The sequence below is a fragment of the Bradyrhizobium sp. CCGUVB1N3 genome, from assembly GCF_024199925.1.
In the GTDB taxonomy this organism is placed as follows: Bacteria; Pseudomonadota; Alphaproteobacteria; order Rhizobiales; family Xanthobacteraceae; genus Bradyrhizobium.
Genome location: NZ_JANADR010000001.1, coordinates 2746277 through 2765140 on the forward strand (window position 1 = coordinate 2746277; position 18864 = coordinate 2765140).

Below are 18864 nucleotides of genomic sequence, written 5' to 3' on the forward strand. Positions count from 1 at the left end.
CGGAATCTCGAGATTCCGGATTCGCCCCTCGGGCGCTCCGGAATGACGTCTGTCTCTCGACTGCGTCCTCAGCCGAACCGCCTTCTATGCCATTCGATCAGCTTGGCGCTGACCTCTTCCGGCTTTTCCTGCTGCGTCCAATGTCCGCTATCCCTGACCAGATATTTTTCGAGATCCGGCACCAGCTTCTCCATGCCGTCGGCGGCCGAGGGTGGCAGCACCGCGTCGTTCTCGGCCATGATCATCAGCGACGGCACGCGCACGTGATGGTCCAGCCCCTTGGAGTTCTGCCAGTTGCGGGTGAAGTTGCGGTACCAGTTGATGCCGCCGGTGAAACCGGTCTTCGTGAAGGTGTCGACGAACACCTTCTTCTCCTCCGCCGACAGGATCGGCGTGCGCGGATCATGCCTGGCATCGTAATTCGCAATCATCTGCGGAAATGCCAGATTGATCCGCGGTGAAGCCCCGACGCCCGCGATCGGTTCCTCCGCCGGCGCGCCAGGAGGCCGCGCCGCCGGCTTGCGCATGAAGGCATCGAAGGTCTCTTCGACACGGCTGCCAAAAATCCTGTCCGGCTCGCGCGCGGGGTCCTGGAACTGCACGATGTACATCTGATCGCCGAACCGCTTGCGGAACAGCTCGATCGGATCGGCCGGCGCACGGTCCCAATGCGGCGTGTTCACGCCGACGACACCGGCGACGCGCGAGAGGTGCCGCAGCGGCATCTGCCAGACGATGAAGCCGCCCCAATCGTGGCCGACGAAGATCGCCTTTTCGATGTTCAGATGATCAAGGAGCCCGACCAGATCGCCGGTCAGATGCTCCATGTCGTAGTCCTCGACCGGCTCGGGCCGATCGGTCGCGCCATAGCCGCGCTGGTCCGGCGCGATCACGCGGATGCCGGCCTCGCTCAGCGCCTTGATCTGGTGACGCCAGGAAAAGGCGATCTCCGGCCAGCCATGGCAGAGCACCATCGGCGGCTTGTCGCTCTTCGGGCCTGCCTCGTAATAGCCCATGCGGATGCCGTTCGTCTGCACGAACTTGAGCGGCGGCATTTCAATCATCATAAGATTCCTGGCAAACTTTCCTATTCGGCGGCGCCCTTGATGTCGGCCGCTGGCGGCGCGTAGGCCGCTTCCAGCGCGGCGAACTCCTCCGGCAGCATGTCGCACATCACCTGCACGTGCGGGATGATGTTGGCGCCGACGATGAAGCCGAAATCGAGCTGGTCGCGATAGCTCTGCACGGTGATGTTGAGCGCCTGCCCGTGGGTGGAGATCGACACTGGATAGATGTGCAGCAGCTCGGCACCTGCAGCATAGAGTGTCTGCCGTGGCCCCGGCACGTTGGAGACGGTGACGTTGGCCGCCGGCGGCAGCACGTCCGACAGGTTCGAGCGGCTGTAGAGCAGCGCCAGGATCTGCACCATCATCGGCGCGCCCAGCATCGAGATGTTGGAGACCTGCGGCATCAGCGCGCGCAGCGGATGCGACATCTCCTTGGCCTTGGTCGACTGCGCAATGATCGCCTCCAGCCGTCCCTTGGGATCGTCGACATTTGTGGCGATCGAGCAGATCATGCCGAACACCTGGTTGTTGGCCTCGGTATTGCCCTCCTCGCGCAGCGAGATCGGCACCGCCGCGGTCAGCGATTTCGCGGGCAGCGTGCCGTATTGCTGGAGATAGCGTCGCACCACGCCGGAGGCGAGCGCGAGCACCACGTCATTGAGCTTGCCGCCGGCCTGCTTGGCGAGCGCCTTGGCGCGCGACAGCGGGATCGAGACGCCGGCAAAGCTGCGCTCGGAGGAGATCGACTTGTTCAACATGGTCGGCGGCGAGACCATGCTGGCAAGGCTCTCGCGCGAGTTCGGATCGGAGATCTTGCCGAGCACGTCCGAGACGCTCTTCAGCACGGTCGGGATGTTGCCGGCAAAGCGCACCGCGCTTTCGATCTGGTACATCGCATTGTCGAACAGGATCGAGCCGATATCGCTCTTGCCCGTGCGCGGCAGCTGCAGGTTCTTGGCGGCTTGCGAGGCCTCAAGCGGCTGGGTGAAGAGCTGCTGGTAGGAATCGAGCAGATTGGCCGCGATGTCGCGCGGCTCTTGGCCTGGCTTCGCGCCGGCCACCGGCGGATCGACCTGTCGCGGGATCGGCGAGATGTCGTAGATCATGTTGGTCAGCGCCGCGCCGGCGCCGCCGTCGATGGCGGCATGGTGCATCTTGGAATAAAGGCCGACCTCGTTGTGCTTCATGCCCTCGAAGACGTAGAACTCCCAGAGCGGACGGGCGCGGTTCAGCAGCTTGGCATGCATCCAGCCGACGATGCGCTCGAGCGTCGCGCGGTCGCGCGGCGCGGGCAGGCTGGCGCGGAAGATGTGGCGATCGATGTCGAACTGGTCGTCCTCGACCCAGGAGGGATGGTCGATGTCGAGTGGCGCCTTTTCGAGCCGTGCTTTCAGGATCGGCGCGATGTGCAACCGCGAGGCGATCATCGCCTTGAAGTCTTCGAAGAAGTCGCCCTTGTAGTCGTCAGGCAGGCGAAAGATCGCCATGCTGCCGACATGCATCGGCATTTCCGGCGTCTCGAGATAGAGAAACGACGCGTCCAGCGACGACAGCTTCTTACCGTCACCCATAGTTCCCTCCGACTTAATCTTGGACAGGCGCCTTACCGGCGCTTCTTGTCAGGCCGATACTGTAGGGTCCGGCGGGGCATATGCAATGGCAAACGGGCCCGCCCGGTCAAATGGCCAGAACTCCCCTTCCGGTTGCGCCAGCCGATCGGCCACGGCCCAGAGCGCCGCGGGGTTGACCCCGAGCCCGATATGGCTCGCGAAATAGACCTCGATGTTCTCGGCACGCTCGGAAGGATGCAGCAGGCAGGTCTTCCAGTTTACGATGCCGTCGCTGCGCGAAAAGATCGAGCTGTTGGGCACCGGCAGGTCGCCGGCGATGGCCTCGCGCAACTCGGAAAAGTCCTCGACCCGTTCGCCCGACAGCGCCTCATAGAGCCGCGTCGCATTGGTAGCCCGCACGTCGTTGGCGAAAGGGCTGCCGAGCGTGACGACATAGCGGACCATGTCGGGCGCCTGCAGCGCGAGGTCGCGGGCATAGACGCCGCCTAGGCTCCATCCGACGAGGCTTACCTTGCGCCCGGTCGCCGCATGAATTTCCGCCAGACGGACACGCAGCGCGTCCCGGACGCGCGCCAGCCCGCCGAGATTGCGGCCCATCCGCCAGGCTTGGGCGTCATAGCCGAGCTCGTGCAGATAGCGGCGCATCGGCGCCATCGACAGGTCGCTGGCGAGAAAGCCTGGCAGCGCCAGCACCGGATGACCGTCGCCCTTGGGAGCCCGCATCAGAAGCGGCGACAGGAACAGGCTGGCGTTGAATTCGAACAGGCCGCGCGCTTCCGCGAGCAGGAGCCCGAGGCCCGGCGGACGAAGCCGGGGCGACGGCTCTGCTCCGTCCCGCTCGCCCGGCATTACTTCTTCTTGTCGCCGCTACGCGGCCCGCCGAGACCGGCCATCGTCACGAACATGTTCTGAAACTGCTCGGCGAGCTTCGGATCGAAGGTGAACCAGCTCTGGATCAGCGATTCCGGCGAGACCTTTTCGATGTTGCTCAACACCTGCTGCTGCAACTTGTCCATCACCGCCGTCTGCATCGGCCCCACGTCGGGCAACCCAAAGAACTGGCGGGCCTCGAGGGGGGTGCAGTCGATTTCGATGTTAACCTTCATGGTCCCCTCCAGATCGGATTCGAGCGGCCTTACTGTAGTATCACCGCGAGTTGTGGTGCGACGCAAGCGACCAGATGCGAGGCGCCGCGTGCCCCCTCCCGCATTCGGCCAATATGGTCAATCAAAAGTCGAATGTCGCCGGCGGGCGATCTGTCGGAGTATCGGTCAGCATTGCTGCACAGCGGCGCAGGTTGGCGCGTTCCTTGCTGGAAGGGCGCTTGCACGGTGCAAAAACTCTGGGCAACATGGATACATCAGCCCGGCCGAACAATCAAAAATCACGGCACGGGCAGAGTGGAGAGGGTCAAGAATGTCGGTACGTCAGGGTTTTCTAGCGATGACGCTTGCGTCGGCGCTTGCGTTTGCGGTCTCACCGGCCATGAGCCAGACGCTGCGCTACGCCAACCAGGGCGAGCTCAAATCACTCGACCCCTACACGCTCAATGAAAGCACCACCCACGCCCATCTCGGCCATGTCTATGAGGGCCTCGTCGAGCGGGACAAGGACCTGAAGATCATCCCGGCGCTGGCCGAAAGCTGGGAGACGCCGGAGCCGACCCGTTGGCGCTTTCATTTGCGCAAGGGCGTGAAATTCCACAATGGCGATCCCTTTACCGCCGACGACGTGGTGTTCTCCGCCGAGCGCGTGCGTGCCCAGGGTTCGAACCTGCAGAACCGCCTCCCCGCCGACGCCAAGGTCGTCAAGGTCGACGACTACACCGTCGACTTCGTTCTCAGTTCGCCCAATCCCATCCTCCTGGGGCAATGGGACGTCTGGTACATCATGGACAAGAAGTGGGCAGAAGCGAACAACGTTGTGGCACCGACGCCGGTCGCCGCCACGACGCCGAGCTATGCCTCGCTGCACGCCAATGGCACCGGCCCCTTCATGATCGACAGCCATCAGCCCGGCGTGAAGACCGTGTTCAAGGCCAATCCCAACTACTGGAAGAAGCCGGAACATAACCTGAAGGAGATCGTGTTTACCCCGATCGCATCGGACGCCACGCGCGTGGCGGCGCTTCTGTCAGGCGAGGTCGATGTGATCGAGCCCGTTCCGATCCAGGATATCCAGCGCGTCAACGCGAGCCCCAATGCGACGGTGCTGTCCGGACCGGAGCTCCGCACCATCTTCATCGGCATGGATGAGTTGCGCGACGAGCTCCTGTTCTCGAACGTCAAGGGCAAGAACCCGTTCAAGGACATCCGCGTCCGCGAGGCCTTCTACAAGGCGATCGACGTCGAGCTGATCAAGAATCGCGTCATGCGCGGGCTCTCCACGCCGTCCGCCTTGATGGTCGCACCGGAGCTCTATCCGCTGTCGAAGGAATTCACGCGGCCGAAATTCGATGTTGACGGCGCCAAGAAGCTGCTGACGGAAGCGGGCTATCCCGATGGCTTCGAGCTCACGATGGACTGTCCGAACGATCGCTACGTCAATGACGCCGCGATCTGCCAGGCCGTGGTCGGCATGCTCGCGCGCATCGGCGTCAAGGTGAGCCTGCTGGCGCAGCCCAAAGCGCAATATTTCGCGAAGGTGCTGAAGCCCGGCGGCTTCAAGACCTCCTTCTACCTGTTGGGCTGGACGCCGGCCACGATGGACTCCCAGAACGTGCTGCACGACATCATGGGCTGTCGTGACGATCCGAAGGATCCCAACCGCGGCGAAGCCAATCTCGGCGGCTACTGCAACAAGCAGCTCGACGACCTTACGGACAAGGTTCTGGTAGAGCCCGACATGACCAAGCGCAATCTGCTCATCAAGGAGGCCTTCGAGGTCGCCAACAAAGACTACGCCTACATCCCGCTGCATCAGCAGGCGCTGGCCTGGGGCGTATCCAAGAAAGTGAAGCTGGTTCAGCGCGCGGACAACCAGGTCCTGCTCTACTGGGCCACCAAGCAGGAAGAGTAAGTGTCGACGAGTTGTGAAGTCCCGGAAGCCTCGGCTTCCGGGACTTGCCGTTTAGGGCTACGCGATGATGCGCGCCTCTGAAGAGACCTGAAAGGAACCGATGCTCGCTTTCACTCTTCGCCGGGCAATCCAGGCCGTCGGCGTCATGATCGCCGTCGGGATCATTTCGTTCTCGATGTTCCGCTTTGCCGGCGATCCCGTGAACCAGATGGTGTCGCTGGATACATCCGGCGCCGAACGCGCCGCGATACGCCAATCGCTCGGGCTCGACGATCCCGTCATCGTGCAGTTCGGCCGCTATGTCGCCAATGCTGCGCAGTTCAAGTTCGGCATCTCCTACCAGTTCCGCCTTCCGGTCACGAGCCTCTTGATGGAGCGGATGCCGGCAACGCTGGAGCTCGCGATCTGCGCCACCATCTTCGCGATGGTCGGCGGCATCCTGATGGGCGTCTATTCGGCGCTCCGCCGCGACAGCTTGCTGGCTCACGCATTCCAGGCGATCTCGCTGATCGGCATCTCGCTGCCGACCTTCCTGATCGGCATCCTGCTGATCTACCTGTTCTCGGTGACGCTGGGCTGGTTGCCCTCGTTCGGGCGGGGCGAGGTCGTGCATATCGGCTGGTGGACGACGGGGCTGCTCACGCTCTCCGGGTTGAAGGCGCTGATCATGCCCTCGATCACGCTCGGGCTGTTCCAGATGACGCTGATCATGCGCCTGGTGCGCGCCGAGATGCTGGAGGTGATGCGCACCGACTATATCCGCTTCGCCCGCGCCCGCGGGCTCACGACGCGCGCGATCCATTTCGGCCACGCGCTGCGCAACACGCTGGTTCCCGTCATCACGGTGGCCGGCCTGCAATTTGGCTCGGTAATTGCTTTCGCAATCATCACCGAGACCGTGTTCCAGTGGCCGGGCATGGGTTTGTTGTTCGTCCAGGCCGTGCAGAATGTCGATATCCCGATCATGGCAGCCTATTTGATGATGGTGTCCCTGATCTTCGTCACCATCAATCTCATCGTCGATATCCTCTACACCATCGTCGATCCGCGTCTGCGCTCGACGGTCAGCCGGGCACACTGAGATGAGCGAGGCCGTCGTCCAGCACAAAACGGAAGAGCCCCTCGCGCGCGCTGCGGCCCGTTCCGGCTGGTTCAAGCGCGCCATCGAGAGCGACCTGTTCTATTCCTTCCGCCGCTCCAAGATCACCATGATCGCGGCTGCGATCACGCTGCTGTTCTTCCTGCTGGCGATCTTCGCCTCGTTGCTCGCCGTACAGAATCCGTTTGATCCGGCGCAGCTCCAGCTCCTGAATTCGCGCATCTCGCCGCTCTGGACCGCGGACGGCCAGAGCCCGTTCCTGCTCGGCACCGACGAGCAGGGCCGCGACGTGCTTTCGGCGATCCTCTACGGCTTGCGGATCTCTCTCCTCGTCGGCATCCTCGGCGTCGTGTTCTCCGGCGCGCTCGGAATCCTGCTTGGCCTCACGGCCGGCTATTTCGGCGGCGCCGTCGACGGCCTAATCATGCGCGTCGCCGACGTGCAGCTCTCCTTCCCCGCGATCCTGATCGCGCTTCTGATCAACGGCATCGCCAAATCGCTGCTCGGCAACAAGCTCGACGAGATGAGCATGCTCGGCGTGCTGGTGCTCGCGATCGGCCTGAGCTTCTGGGTGCAATATGCCCGCACGGTGCGCGGCTCGGTCATGGTCGAGAAGAACAAGGACTATGTTGCCGCCGCGCAGCTGATCGGCCTGCCCGCGCCCGTGATCATGCTGCGCCACGTGCTGCCGAACACGATGGGGCCGATCCTGGTGATTGCCACCATCAACCTGGCGCTCGCCATCATCACCGAGGCGACGCTGTCGTTCCTCGGCTCGGGCATGCCCGAGACCATGCCCTCACTCGGTACGCTCATTCGCATCGGCAACAACTATCTGTTCGCCGGCGAATGGTGGATCGTCGCCTTCCCGGGCCTCGCGCTCGCCGTGCTGATCCTCTCCATCAACCTGCTCGGCGACTGGCTGCGCGACGCGCTCAATCCCAAGCTCAGGTGAGTCCACCTCGTTCATGACCGATACAGTTCTCTCCGTGCGTAACCTTCAGGTGGAGTTCGCCTCCCGCCGCGGCACGCTGCGCGCGATCGACGGCGTCTCCTTCGACATAGCCAAGGGCGAGGTGCTGGGCGTGGTCGGCGAGTCCGGTGCCGGCAAGTCGGTCACCGGGCTCGCGGTGATCGGCTTGATCGATCCGCCCGGCCGTATTGCCGGCGGCGAGATCCAACTCGCGGGCACGCGGATCGACAACCTGCCACCGGAGGAGATGCGCCGCGTCAGGGGCAAGCGGATCGGCATGATCTTCCAGGATCCGCTGACCTCGCTCAACCCGCTGTACAAGATCGGCGACCAGATCGTGGAGACGATCCGCACACATCTGAATCTGTCCGAGCAGGCCGCGCGCCGCCGCGCCATCGATCTCCTCGCCGAGGTCGGCATCCCCGCGCCGGAGAAACGCATCGACGGCTATCCGCACGAATTCTCCGGCGGCATGCGCCAGCGCGTGGTGATTGCGCTCGCGATCTGCGCCGAACCCGAGCTGATCATTGCGGACGAGCCGACCACCGCGCTCGACGTTTCCGTGCAGGCGCAGATCATCTCGCTGATCAAGCGGCTCGGGCGCGACCACGGCACCGCGGTGATGCTGGTGACCCACGACATGGGCGTGATCGCGGAGGCCTCCGACCGCGTCGCGGTGATGTATGCCGGCCGTGTCGCCGAGATCGGCCCGGTGCAGGACGTCGTGAAGAATCCGCTGCACCCCTACGCCAAGGGCCTGATGGGTGCGATCCCGACGCTCGCCGGCGAGGACAAGCGCCTGGTACAGATCCCCGGCTCCATGCCGCGCCTGTCGGCGATCCCGCGCGGCTGCTCGTTCAATCCGCGCTGCGCCTTTGCCTTCGACCGCTGCCGCGTCGAGCGGCCCGAGCCGCTTGCCCGAGGCGCACAATCGGTCGCCTGCCACCTCTATGACAACGTCCCCGCGGAGAGCGCAGCATGAGCGCGCCGTTCGTCCAGGCCAGGAACCTGCGCCGCGTCTTCGACGTCTCGAAGCCATGGCTCAACCGGGTGCTCGAAGGCGGGCATCTCGAATATCTCAAGGCCGTCGACGGCGTCACCTTCGACATCAACAAGGGCGAGACCTTTGCGCTGGTCGGAGAATCAGGCTCAGGCAAGACGACCGTCGCACGGATGATCGTCGGGCTGCTGCCGCCAAGCTCGGGCCAGGTGCTGATCGACGGCGTCTCGATGACCGACCCGAGGCAGGCGCCGGCGCGCCGCCGCCTGCGCCGCCGCATCCAGATGATCTTCCAGGACCCCTACGCGAGTCTCAATCCACGCTTCCGGGTCGACGCCATCATCGCCGAGCCGATCCGCGCCTTCGACCTGATCCAGGGCGAGCGCGACATCCAGGCCCGGGTCGGCGAATTGTTGAGCCTGGTGGGGCTGCATCCAGACGACCGGCTGAAATACCCGCACGAATTCTCCGGCGGTCAGCGCCAGCGCATCGCGATCGCGCGTGCGCTGGCGTCCGACGCCGAGTTCATCGTCTGCGACGAGCCGACCTCGGCGCTCGACGTGTCCGTGCAGGCGCAGATCCTCAATCTGATGCGTGACCTCCAGGACAAGTTCGGCTTGACCTACATGTTCATCAGCCACAACCTCGCGGTCGTCCGCCACATGGCGAGCCGCGTCGGCGTGATGTATCTCGGCCGCATCGCCGAGATTGCCGAAGGCCGCGAGCTGTTTGCGCGCCCGCGCATGCCGTACACGAAGATGCTGCTCGGCGCAGTGCCGGATCTCGCGATGTCCGGCCGCCAACGGATTCCGGTCAAGGGCGAGATCCCGAACCCGATCGATCCGCCGCCGGGCTGCGCGTTCAATCCACGCTGCCCCCTTGCGTTCGATCTCTGCCGGAAGGAGACGCCGCAACTGATCGACGGCGTCGCCTGCCACGCCGTCAACACCGCCCCGGTGCCGGCGTGACGCGTGCGTGCCATGCCGCCCGCGCAATTGGCAGCGGGTCACGCCTGTGATCAATTGCGCCCGCCGCAAACAAGAAAAGCGATCTCCCATGGCCAGCAACGTCAATCCGGATCCCTTCACGACGAGGCCCGAGATCGAAGGAACGTTCGGGGTCGTCGCCAGCACGCACTGGATCGCGACCGCCGTCGGCATGGCCATCCTCGAAAAAGGCGGCAACGCGTTTGATGCCGGCGTCGCGACCGCCTTCACGCTCCAGGTGGTCGAGCCGCATCTCAACGGCCCCGGCGGCGACGTGCCCATCATCGTGCATGACGTCAAGCGCGGCCGCACCGAGGTGATCTGCGGCCAGGGCCCGGCCCCGGCGCGCGCCACCATCGCCCACTACAAGAGCGAAGGGCTCGACATGGTGCCGGGCACCGGCCTGCTCGCGGCCTGCGTTCCCGGCACCTTCGAATCCTGGATGATGCTGCTCCGCGACTACGGCACGATGCGCGTGCGCGACGTGCTGGAGCCAGCGATATCCTACGCATGCGACGGCTATCCGCTGGTCGAGCGCGCCTGCGCGACGATCAAGACCGTCGAGCAACTGTTCCGCAGGCACTGGCCGACGTCGGCCGCGGTTTACCTGCCGAACGGCGAAGTCCCGAAACCCGGCACGCTCTTCACCAACAAGACGCTCGCCGCCACCTATTCGCGCATCCTGAGCGAAGCCGAAAGCGGCGGCGGTGGCCGCGACGCCGAGATCGAGCGCGCGCGGAACGCCTGGTCGAAAGGCTTCGTCGCCGAGGCCATCGACAAGTTCTGCCGGACCCAGGAGGTGATGGACGTCAGCGGCTCGCCGCATCGCGGCGTGCTCTCGGCCGACGACATGGCGCGCTGGCAGCCGACCATCGAAACGCCGCTGACCTATGATTACGGCCGCTACACCGTCTGCAAGGCCGGCGTCTGGAGCCAGGGTCCGGTCACCTTGCAGCAGCTTGCGCTGCTCAAGGGCTTTGCCCTCGACGGGCTCGATCCGACGGGCCCCGAATTCATCCATCTCCAGATCGAATGCGCCAAGCTTGCTTTCGCCGATCGCGAAAAGTTCTACGGCGATCCCAAGTTCAACGAGATCCCGGTCGCGACGCTACTGTCGGATGCCTACAACGACGAACGCCGCAAGCTCGTCACCGACAAGGCCTCGCTCGACTTCCGGCCCGGCTCGGTCGAAGGCTTTGGCGGGGTCGTCAAGCTGCGCCGCGCCGAAGGCCAACGCGAGGCCGTCGGCGCGCTGGGCGCCGGCGAGCCCACCGTCGGTCGGTTCGGCGAGGTGCGCGGCGACACAGTGCATTTCGACATCATCGACAAGGCCGGCAACATGGTGTCCTCGACGCCGTCGGGCGGCTGGCTACAATCCTCGCCGATCATTCCGGAGCTAGGCTTCTGTCTGGGCAGCCGCGCCCAGATGTTCTGGCTGGAGGAGGGTCACCCCGCCTCACTCGCGCCGGGCAAGCGTCCGCGCACCACGCTGTCGCCGACCATGGCGCTGCGCGACGGCGAGCCGTATCTCGCCTGGGGATCCCCGGGCGGTGACCAGCAGGATCAGTGGATCACCCAGTTCTTCCTGCGGCATATCCATTGCAACCTCAATCTGCAGGAGGCGATCGACGCGCCGGCCTGGCATTCCGAGCATTTCCCGATCTCGTTCTGGCCGCGCACGGCGCGTCCCGGCGTGCTCGTGGTCGAGAACCGCGTGCCCAAGGCGACGATCGAGAATTTGCGCGAGCGCGGGCATATCATCGAGGTCGGTCCCGACTGGTCCGAAGGCCGCCTCACCGCCGCATCGCGCGTCGGGGTGCGCCGACGCGCTGCCGCGAATCCACGGGGCATGCAAGGTTACGCGGCAGGACGCTGAAGGACTGACGAGCACGACATGACCTGGTCGATCATCGCGCGAGATCCTGCCACCGGCCAGTTCGGCATCGCGGTTGCGACGCGATTCTTCGCCGTCGGCGCGCGCGTACCCTTCATCGCCGCCGGCCTTGGCGCCATCGCGACGCAGGCTTTCGTCAATCCCTATTATGGCATCGACGGCGTCAAGCTGTTGCGCGAAGGCCTGAATGCGCATGACGTGCTCGCGGCGCTGCTCGCGACCGATGATGGCCGTGAAAGCCGCCAGATCCACATCATGGATGCCAGCGGTGAAGTCGCGGCGCACACCGGCCGCGACTGCGTCGACTGGTGCGGACACACGGCGGGAAGCGGCTTCTCCATTGCCGGCAACATGCTTGCCGGTCCCGACGTCCTCAGCGAGACGGCAAAGACCTACATCGCCAATGACAGCCTGCCCTTCCCGCGCCGCCTGCTCGCGGCAATGCGCGCCGGCGAGGCCGCCGGCGGCGACAAGCGCGGCAAGCAATCTGCTGCACTCCTCATTCATGGCGAGGAGGAATGGTCCGCGCTCGACCTGCGCGTCGACGATCATCCAGATCCGCTTGCCGAGCTGGCACGGCTCGAGCAGGTCAGCAACGAGCTCTGGGTGCATTTCCGCGCCTCGCTGCCGACCCGCCGGAATCCTGCGGGGATCACCGACCGCGCCGTGATCGATGCCCGCATCGCGGCGGCCCGCGCGACAGAGCAATGAGCGCGGCGCCCCTCATCGAAATCCAGGGCCTGCGCGTCCGCTTCCACGGCGACGATGGCCGCATCACCCACGCGGTGGACAGCGTCGATCTCAGCGTCGCCAACGGCGCGACGCTCGGCCTCGTCGGCGAATCCGGCTGCGGCAAGAGCGTGACGTCGCTTGCGATCATGGGACTGTTGCCGAAGCAGACCAGCGAGGTCACCGGCAACATCCGCTTCGATGGTGTCGATCTCCTGCAAACCTCCGACCAGACCCTGCGCGACCTGCGCGGCAACCGGCTCGCGATGATCTTCCAGGAGCCGATGACCTCGCTCAATCCGAGCTTCACCATCGGCGACCAGATCGTCGAGACGATCCTGCGCCACCGCGGCGGCTCAAGGAAGAGCGCGCGCGAGCGGGCGATCGAGTTGCTCCGCCGCGTCCATATCCCTTCGCCCGAGCGGCGCATCGACGAATATCCGCACAAGCTCTCCGGCGGCATGCGCCAGCGCGTGATGATCGCGATGGCGCTGGCCTGCGATCCGCGGCTTCTGATCGCGGACGAGCCGACCACGGCGCTCGACGTCACCTTGCAGGCTCAGATTCTTGAGCTGATGCGTGAATTGAAGGCGGCGAGCGGCGCCGCCATCATCCTGATCACCCATGACCTCGGCGTCGTCGCCGAAGTCTGCGACGAGGTGGCGGTGATGTATGCCGGCGAGATCGTCGAGCGAGCGCCGGTGGACGAATTGTTTGCCTCGCCGCAGCATCCGTACACCGTCGGGCTGCTCGGCTCGATCCCGCGCCTCGACCAACGCGCCGAGCAGCTTGCAACGATCGAAGGCATGGTGCCGAACATGGCACATCCGCCGGCCGGCTGCCGCTTCGCGGCAAGATGCCCGTTCGTGCGCGAGACCTGCACGAAAGCGCCGCCGGCGCTCGCCGAAGTGAGCGCCGGCCACCTCTCGCGCTGCATCCGCGCGCCGCTCGAGCAACTGGTGTCGTGATGGCGCTGCTCTCTCCTCTCGTGCCCCGGGCGCAGCGCAGCACGAGCGCAGCGCAGTGGTGCGCTGCTGAACCGGGGCCCATTTTGCGACGAGCTGGGTCCCGGTTCAGCGTCGCAACACTTCGCGTTGCGCCGCGCCCGGGACACGAGACAACTCCTCGCGCGGAGCAGATGCGATGACCGCGCTGCTCGAGGTCGAAAATCTGGTCAAGCATTTCGTTGCCGAACGTTCGCTGCTCGGCAGACCCAAGGCCCTCGTCAAGGCTGTCGACGGCGTGAGCTTTACGCTCGACGCCGGCAAGACGCTGGCGCTGGTCGGCGAATCCGGCTGCGGCAAATCGACGGTCAGCCGGCTGGTGCTGCGGCTGATCGAGCCGGATGCCGGCAGCGTTCGCTTCGAAGGTCGCGATCTGCTCGCGCTCGACCCCAATGCGCTGCGCGCCTTCCGCCGAAAGGCCCAGATCATCTTTCAGGATCCTTACGCCTCACTCAACCCGCGCATGACGGTTAGCCAGATCCTGACCGAGCCGCTCGCACTGCATGACCTCGTCCCGTCATCGCGCCGGCGCGAGCGGGTTGCGGAACTTCTGCAACTCGTCGGGCTGGAGCCGCGCCTCGCGCGCCGCTATCCGCATGAATTCTCCGGCGGCCAGCGCCAGCGCATCGCGATTGCCCGTGCGCTGGCGGTCGAGCCCAGGCTGATCATCTGCGACGAGCCGGTCTCGGCGCTCGACGTGTCGATCCGCTCGCAGATCCTGAACCTGCTGCGCGAATTGCAGGATCGGCTCGGCCTAGCCTACATTTTCGTGTCCCACGACCTTGCCGTGGTGAAGCACATCGCCGACCGCGTCGCCGTGATGAATCTCGGCCGCATCCTCGAGACGGCCGAGGCCGACGCGCTGTTCGCCGCACCGCGCCATCCCTATAGCCGCGCGCTGCTGTCCGCGATTCCCCTGCCGCAGCCGCACGCAAAGCGAGGCACCATCCTGCTCAAGGGCGAGATGCCGAGCGCGCTCGATCCGCCGGCAGGATGCCGCTTCCACACCCGCTGCCCGTTCGTGGTCGACCGCTGCCGCAGCGAGGCACCGCAACTTCTGGCAGACAGCAGCGGCCACGCCACGGCATGTCACCGCGTCGCGGAGCTGCCCCCGGCCGACGCCATCCTGCCCGCCCCGCACGCCTTGTCGCCGGCGCTCGCGAAATTGGTTGCCGCCTTCAGCCGAAAGACGGAAGGCGCTGGCCCCTCCGGGGTTGGTATACAAGATGCGCCGGCAACACCGAGATAGCCGCCAGCCATGTCAGACAGTTTTGGGGATGATGCAATGAAGATGTTCCGTCTCGCGGCGACCGCCGCCACATTGCTGATGTCACTCGGCGCCGCGCAGGCCCAGACCACGCTGCGCATCGGGCTCGCCGAGGACCCAGATATCCTCGATCCGACCATGGCGCGCACCTATGTCGGGCGTATCGTGTTCGCCGCATTCTGCGACAAGCTGTTCGACATCGACGAGAAGCTGAACATCGTGCCGCAGCTCGCGCTGTCCAGCGAGACGGCCGATGACGGCAAGGCGCTCGTCATCAAGCTCCGCCCCGGCGTGAAATTCCAGGATGGCGAGCCGTTCGACGCGGAGGCCGCAAAGTTCTCCCTTGAGCGACACCTCACCTTCCCGGGCTCGTTCCGCAAGCCCGAGCTCGCCTCGGTCGATCACGTCGAGGTGGTCGATCCCCTCACCGTCAGGCTGGTGCTGAAGGCACCGTTCTCGCCGCTGCTCGCGCAGCTCACCGATCGCGCCGGCATGATGGTGTCGCCGAAAGCGGCGAAAGCCGAAGGCGACAAGTTCGGCCTGCATCCGGTCTGCGCCGGTCCCTACAAATTCGTCGAGCGCGTGCAGCAGGACCGCATCGTGTTCGAGAAATTCGCCGACTATTGGAACAAGGACAATGTCTTCATCGACCGCGTCGTGTTCCAGCCGATCGTCGACTCCACCGTGCGGCTTGCCAATCTGAAATCCGGCGGGCTCGACCTGATCGAGCGCGTGCTCGCGACCGACCTGAAGGACGTGCGGGCCGACTCGCGACTGAAGGTCGCGACCGCCATCGAGCTCGGCTATCAGGGCGTCACGCTCAACATCGGCAAGGACAAGGCCAAGGGGCCGCTCAGCCAGTCCGCCAAAGTCCGCCAGGCACTCGATCTCGCTATCGACCGCGAGGCGATCAACCAAGTCGTCTTCAACGGCGAGTTTCAGCTCGGCAATCAATGGGTCAATCCCGACCATCCCTACTATCAAAAGGCTGTTCCGGTCCGCGCCCGCAATGTGGAGAAGGCCAAGGCACTGCTGAAGGAAGCCGGCGTGACGCCGCCTGTCAGCGTCGATTTCCTGGTGCCGAAGGGCGCGGAAACGGAGACGCCGGCGCAGGTGATCCAGTCGATGGCGGCAGAAGCCGGATTCGACATGAAGATCCGCGTCACTGAGTTTGCGACCGGGCTGAAGCAGGCCGAGGCCGGCGATTATCAGGCCTTCGTGCTCGCCTGGAGCGGCCGCGTCGATCCCGACGGCAATTCCTACATCTTCCTGCACGGCGACGCCCCGCAGAACTATGGCGCCTGGAACAATGCACAGGCCGACAAGGCGCTCGAGGAGGCCCGGCTCGTCAGCGATCCCGACAAGCGCAAGGCGATCTATGAGACTCTGGCGAAGCTGGTCCAGGACGAAGTGCCGATCCTCTATCTCTACCACCGCCGCATCATCATCGCCCACACGACCAAGCTTGAAGGTTACAAGCAGATGCCTGATGGACTCGTGCGCGTCGTCGGCCTCAAGCTGAAGTGACGCGCTTGGCAACCCGCTCGTGTCCCGGACGCGGCGCGGCGCGCGAGCGCTGCACCGCAGAGCCGGGACCCAGAGCCCCAAACAATGATGCATGGGTCCCGGTTCAGCGTCGCAACATTGCATGTTGCGCCGCGCCCGGGACATGGGAGCGTCCATGCTGAACTTCCTCGCCCGCCGTCTCGCGCAGATCGTGCCGACGCTGTTCTTCGTGTCGGTGCTGATCTTCTCGCTCCAGCAACTCCTGCCGGGCGATCCGGCGCTGGTGATGGCCGGCGAAGAGCGCGATCCCGCCGTGATTGCGCAGATCCGCCAGCAATACCGGCTCGATCAGCCGATCCCCGTCCAATACGCCTATTGGGTCAAGGGCGTTTTGACCGGCGACTTCGGCGAGTCCCTGCGCAACAAGATACCGGTGCGCGCGCTGATCGCGCAGAAGCTGCCGGTGACGCTGCAACTCGCATCGATGGCGATCCTGATCGCATTCCTGATCGGCATTCCCGCCGGCATCGTTTCAGCGGTGAAGAAGGGCACCGCCTGGGACTACGGCGCCAACCTGTTCGCGCTGTGGGGCATCTCGACGCCGAACTTCTGGCTCGGCATCATGCTGATCTTCCTGTTCTCGATCGAGCTGGGCTGGCTGCCGGCCTCCGGCTATGTGCCGCTGACGGAGAACTGGCGCGCGAGCCTTGCCGCCACGATCATGCCGGCCTTCGTGCTCGGCAACGCCATCGCCGCGATCCTGATGCGGCATACGCGCAGCGCCATGCTCCAGGTGCTGGAAAGCGACTATGTCCGCACCGCGCGCGCCAAAGGCCTCCTGGAGCGGACCGTCATCCTCAAGCACGCTATGCGCAATGCGCTGACGCCGGTGATCACGCTCGGCGCGCTCGAGCTCGGCACGCTGTTGTCGGGCGCGGTGCTGACCGAGCAGATCTTTTCCATTCCCGGCTTCGGCAAGCTGATCGTGGATGCCGTGTTCAACCGCGACTACGCGGTCGTGCAGGGCGTCGTGCTGGTCACCGCGACGATCTACATCACGCTCAACCTGATCGCCGACATCGCCTACATCCTCGTCAATCCGCGGCTGAGGGGTTAGGTCATGGCCGACACCGTGCTCTCGGCCAATCCCGTCACTGACGCGAGCGAGCTCGACAGTCCCGCACGCCGCGCCCGGCGGCGCCTGTTCAGGCGCAAGGCCGCGGTCGCGGGGCTCGTCGTGATGACGGCGTTCATCCTGCTGGCCCTGCTGGCGCCGCTGATCGTTCCCTATGATCCCGTCGCCACGAGCTGGAGCCTGGTGCGAAAAGCCCCCACCGCGCTACACTGGTTCGGCACCGACGAGCTCGGCCGCGACATTCTGAGCCGCGTCATCTACGGCGCGCGTGCCTCGCTGCTCGCCGGCGCAATCTCGGTGGCGATTGCGCTCGGCATCGGCGTGCCGCTCGGCCTGCTCGCCGGCTATCGCGGCGGTTTCACCGACGCACTGATCAGCCGGATCACCGATGCAATGCTCGCATGCCCGTTCCTGATCCTGGCTATCGCGCTCGCAGCGTTCCTGGGTCCAAGCCTCGGCAACGCCATGATCGCGATCGGCATCTCGGCGACGCCGGTATTCATTCGCCTGACCCGCGGGCAGGTGCTGAGCGTCAAGGCCGAGGACTATGTAGAAGCCGCGCGCGCCCTCGGCAACCCGTCCTGGCGGATCGCATTCGCCCACATCCTGCCGAACATCCTGCCGGCGCTCCTGGTTCAGGCGACGCTGTCGATCGCCGCGGCCATCATCGCGGAAGCCGCATTGTCGTTTCTCGGCCTCGGCCAGCAGCCGCCGGCGCCGTCCTGGGGCAGCATGCTCAACGCCGCCCAGCGTTTCCTGACGCAGGCGCCGTGGATGGCGATCTGGCCAGGCCTTGCGATTTTCCTGGTGGTGCTGTCCCTGAACCTGCTCGGCGACGGCCTGCGCGACGCACTCGATCCGCGCCAGCGCTAGATCACGACCTCGCGCACCACGCGCCGGCAATCCATCTCGAATTCGAGATCCACCACCGGTGGCCGCGCAAAATGCCAGGTGAGGCCGGAGCGCAGCGCCCCGCGACGCACCAGCTCGTCGGTCAGGGCGTGGTGGAAATTGCGGATCGAATAGGCCTGCACGGCCGTCGTCTCCTTCCAGCCGAAGCCGAATGCCGCAAGGCGGCTCTCCATCTGCGAGGTGGTGAAGCGGACCTTCTCCGTGATGCCCTCCGGGCTGAGGTCGCGATAACGCACGGTGCGCTCGACATAGCTGCCGCTTCCCTCCCGCGCCTCGGCGCCGCCGGCGATCACGAAACTCGGCGTGCTCGACCGCGTCGGCCGTGTGAAGGAGAACGCATGGAAGGACGGCTCGGCGGGTGGATCGATCTCGGGACAGACATTGCTGCGCGCCACCGGATTGGTGGTGCCGTCGAAGATGCCCCACTCGGACAGCGTCTTGACGTAGTGCAGATTGAAATTCCGGAAGCCTTCTTCCGTGAACGCGGCCGGTGAGCGCAGCTCGCAGGCACAGAACGCCGTCAGCGGACGCCCGGCCTCGCGGATGAATTTTGCGGCGAGCGCAAATCCTTCGGCGAGAGGCACCAGACGATCGAAGCGAACCCGCTCGATTTCGTAGCCGGGATCGGCGGCGGCGCCCGCCGAATACTGGAACACGGACGGAATGAAGCGATAATTGCCGGCGGCGAATTCGCGGGTCATTT

The 18864-nt window shown here is 65.2% G+C and carries 17 protein-coding genes; 12 read left to right on the top strand and 5 right to left on the bottom strand.

Annotated elements, in window-relative coordinates:
* Nucleotides 1-68 precede the first annotated feature (68 nt).
* Genes NLM33_RS12990 through NLM33_RS13005 form a run of 4 tightly spaced genes read right to left on the bottom strand, consistent with a single transcriptional unit; the run spans nt 69 to nt 3744 of the window.
* Nucleotides 69-1064 carry an alpha/beta fold hydrolase gene (locus tag NLM33_RS12990; RefSeq protein WP_254096435.1) on the bottom strand — a complete coding sequence of 332 codons (996 nt, stop codon included), beginning with the start codon at nt 1062-1064 and terminating at the stop codon, nt 69-71.
* A 23-nt stretch (nt 1065-1087) separates the two neighbouring features.
* Nucleotides 1088-2638, bottom strand: coding sequence for a wax ester/triacylglycerol synthase family O-acyltransferase (locus NLM33_RS12995; RefSeq protein ID WP_254096436.1), 1551 nt, complete (start codon nt 2636-2638; stop codon nt 1088-1090).
* A 48-nt stretch (nt 2639-2686) separates the two neighbouring features.
* The gene (locus NLM33_RS13000; protein ID WP_254096437.1) at nt 2687-3487 is read right to left on the bottom strand and encodes an alpha/beta fold hydrolase; all 801 of its coding nucleotides are present in this window, start codon (nt 3485-3487) and stop codon (nt 2687-2689) included.
* On the bottom strand, nt 3487-3744 hold the full coding sequence (locus NLM33_RS13005) for a DUF6489 family protein (RefSeq protein WP_254096438.1): 258 nt from the start codon (nt 3742-3744) through the stop codon (nt 3487-3489). The genes NLM33_RS13000 and NLM33_RS13005 overlap by 1 nt, the downstream gene beginning before the upstream one ends.
* Before the next feature lie 310 nt (nt 3745-4054).
* On the opposite strand from NLM33_RS13005, the gene NLM33_RS13010 reads away from it, so the two are divergent.
* The 12 genes from NLM33_RS13010 to NLM33_RS13065 all read left to right on the top strand — a co-directional run bounded on the left by NLM33_RS13010 (nt 4055) and on the right by NLM33_RS13065 (nt 18122).
* Nucleotides 4055-5656: an ABC transporter substrate-binding protein gene (locus NLM33_RS13010; RefSeq protein ID WP_254096439.1), complete on the top strand. Its 1602-nt coding sequence runs from the start codon at nt 4055-4057 to the stop codon at nt 5654-5656.
* Between the two features lie 100 nt (nt 5657-5756).
* Nucleotides 5757-6737, top strand: a complete 981-nt coding sequence (locus tag NLM33_RS13015) for an ABC transporter permease (RefSeq protein ID WP_254096440.1) — start codon at nt 5757-5759, stop codon at nt 6735-6737.
* Nucleotide 6738: 1 nt separating this feature from the next.
* Complete coding sequence (locus tag NLM33_RS13020; RefSeq protein WP_254096441.1) at nt 6739-7710, top strand: ABC transporter permease; 972 nt, start codon at nt 6739-6741, stop codon at nt 7708-7710.
* Nucleotides 7711-7723: 13 nt separating this feature from the next.
* Nucleotides 7724-8710 carry an ABC transporter ATP-binding protein gene (locus NLM33_RS13025; protein ID WP_254096442.1) on the top strand — a complete coding sequence of 329 codons (987 nt, stop codon included), beginning with the start codon at nt 7724-7726 and terminating at the stop codon, nt 8708-8710.
* Nucleotides 8707-9696 (top strand): ABC transporter ATP-binding protein, encoded by a 990-nt coding sequence (locus NLM33_RS13030; protein ID WP_254096443.1) that lies wholly within the window; start codon nt 8707-8709, stop codon nt 9694-9696. The genes NLM33_RS13025 and NLM33_RS13030 overlap by 4 nt, the downstream gene beginning before the upstream one ends.
* Nucleotides 9697-9784: 88 nt before the next feature.
* Entirely contained in the window at nt 9785-11590 is a 1806-nt protein-coding gene (locus NLM33_RS13035) for a gamma-glutamyltransferase family protein (RefSeq protein ID WP_254096444.1), read from the top strand.
* An 18-nt stretch (nt 11591-11608) separates the two neighbouring features.
* A complete protein-coding gene (locus NLM33_RS13040; protein ID WP_254096445.1) occupies nt 11609-12319 on the top strand; it encodes a DUF1028 domain-containing protein in 711 nt (236 codons plus the stop codon).
* A complete protein-coding gene (locus NLM33_RS13045) occupies nt 12316-13305 on the top strand; it encodes an ABC transporter ATP-binding protein (protein WP_254096446.1) in 990 nt (329 codons plus the stop codon). The genes NLM33_RS13040 and NLM33_RS13045 overlap by 4 nt, the downstream gene beginning before the upstream one ends.
* Nucleotides 13306-13480: 175 nt before the next feature.
* Nucleotides 13481-14590 carry an ABC transporter ATP-binding protein gene (locus tag NLM33_RS13050; RefSeq protein ID WP_254096447.1) on the top strand — a complete coding sequence of 370 codons (1110 nt, stop codon included), beginning with the start codon at nt 13481-13483 and terminating at the stop codon, nt 14588-14590.
* A gap of 36 nt (nt 14591-14626) precedes the next feature.
* Nucleotides 14627-16135, top strand: coding sequence for an ABC transporter substrate-binding protein (locus tag NLM33_RS13055; protein ID WP_254096448.1), 1509 nt, complete (start codon nt 14627-14629; stop codon nt 16133-16135).
* A 154-nt stretch (nt 16136-16289) separates the two neighbouring features.
* The gene (locus NLM33_RS13060) at nt 16290-17231 is read left to right on the top strand and encodes an ABC transporter permease (RefSeq protein ID WP_254096449.1); all 942 of its coding nucleotides are present in this window, start codon (nt 16290-16292) and stop codon (nt 17229-17231) included.
* A 3-nt stretch (nt 17232-17234) separates the two neighbouring features.
* A complete protein-coding gene (locus NLM33_RS13065; RefSeq protein WP_254096450.1) occupies nt 17235-18122 on the top strand; it encodes an ABC transporter permease in 888 nt (295 codons plus the stop codon).
* Here the strand turns inward: NLM33_RS13065 and NLM33_RS13070 are convergent.
* The gene (locus NLM33_RS13070) at nt 18119-18862 is read right to left on the bottom strand and encodes a hypothetical protein (protein ID WP_254096451.1); all 744 of its coding nucleotides are present in this window, start codon (nt 18860-18862) and stop codon (nt 18119-18121) included. The two genes, NLM33_RS13065 and NLM33_RS13070, sit on opposite strands and share 4 nt — an antisense overlap.
* Nucleotides 18863-18864 lie beyond the last annotated feature (2 nt).

Coding starts and splice junctions, on each gene's coding strand:
- NLM33_RS12990 (WP_254096435.1), bottom strand. CDS start 1,064: ATGATTGAAATGCCGCCGCTCAAGTTCGTGCAGACGAACGGCATCCGC.
- NLM33_RS12995 (WP_254096436.1), bottom strand. CDS start 2,638: ATGGGTGACGGTAAGAAGCTGTCGTCGCTGGACGCGTCGTTTCTCTAT.
- NLM33_RS13000 (WP_254096437.1), bottom strand. CDS start 3,487: ATGCCGGGCGAGCGGGACGGAGCAGAGCCGTCGCCCCGGCTTCGTCCG.
- NLM33_RS13005 (WP_254096438.1), bottom strand. CDS start 3,744: ATGAAGGTTAACATCGAAATCGACTGCACCCCCCTCGAGGCCCGCCAG.
- NLM33_RS13010 (WP_254096439.1), top strand. CDS start 4,055: ATGTCGGTACGTCAGGGTTTTCTAGCGATGACGCTTGCGTCGGCGCTT.
- NLM33_RS13015 (WP_254096440.1), top strand. CDS start 5,757: ATGCTCGCTTTCACTCTTCGCCGGGCAATCCAGGCCGTCGGCGTCATG.
- NLM33_RS13020 (WP_254096441.1), top strand. CDS start 6,739: ATGAGCGAGGCCGTCGTCCAGCACAAAACGGAAGAGCCCCTCGCGCGC.
- NLM33_RS13025 (WP_254096442.1), top strand. CDS start 7,724: ATGACCGATACAGTTCTCTCCGTGCGTAACCTTCAGGTGGAGTTCGCC.
- NLM33_RS13030 (WP_254096443.1), top strand. CDS start 8,707: ATGAGCGCGCCGTTCGTCCAGGCCAGGAACCTGCGCCGCGTCTTCGAC.
- NLM33_RS13035 (WP_254096444.1), top strand. CDS start 9,785: ATGGCCAGCAACGTCAATCCGGATCCCTTCACGACGAGGCCCGAGATC.
- NLM33_RS13040 (WP_254096445.1), top strand. CDS start 11,609: ATGACCTGGTCGATCATCGCGCGAGATCCTGCCACCGGCCAGTTCGGC.
- NLM33_RS13045 (WP_254096446.1), top strand. CDS start 12,316: ATGAGCGCGGCGCCCCTCATCGAAATCCAGGGCCTGCGCGTCCGCTTC.
- NLM33_RS13050 (WP_254096447.1), top strand. CDS start 13,481: ATGACCGCGCTGCTCGAGGTCGAAAATCTGGTCAAGCATTTCGTTGCC.
- NLM33_RS13055 (WP_254096448.1), top strand. CDS start 14,627: ATGAAGATGTTCCGTCTCGCGGCGACCGCCGCCACATTGCTGATGTCA.
- NLM33_RS13060 (WP_254096449.1), top strand. CDS start 16,290: ATGCTGAACTTCCTCGCCCGCCGTCTCGCGCAGATCGTGCCGACGCTG.
- NLM33_RS13065 (WP_254096450.1), top strand. CDS start 17,235: ATGGCCGACACCGTGCTCTCGGCCAATCCCGTCACTGACGCGAGCGAG.
- NLM33_RS13070 (WP_254096451.1), bottom strand. CDS start 18,862: ATGACCCGCGAATTCGCCGCCGGCAATTATCGCTTCATTCCGTCCGTG.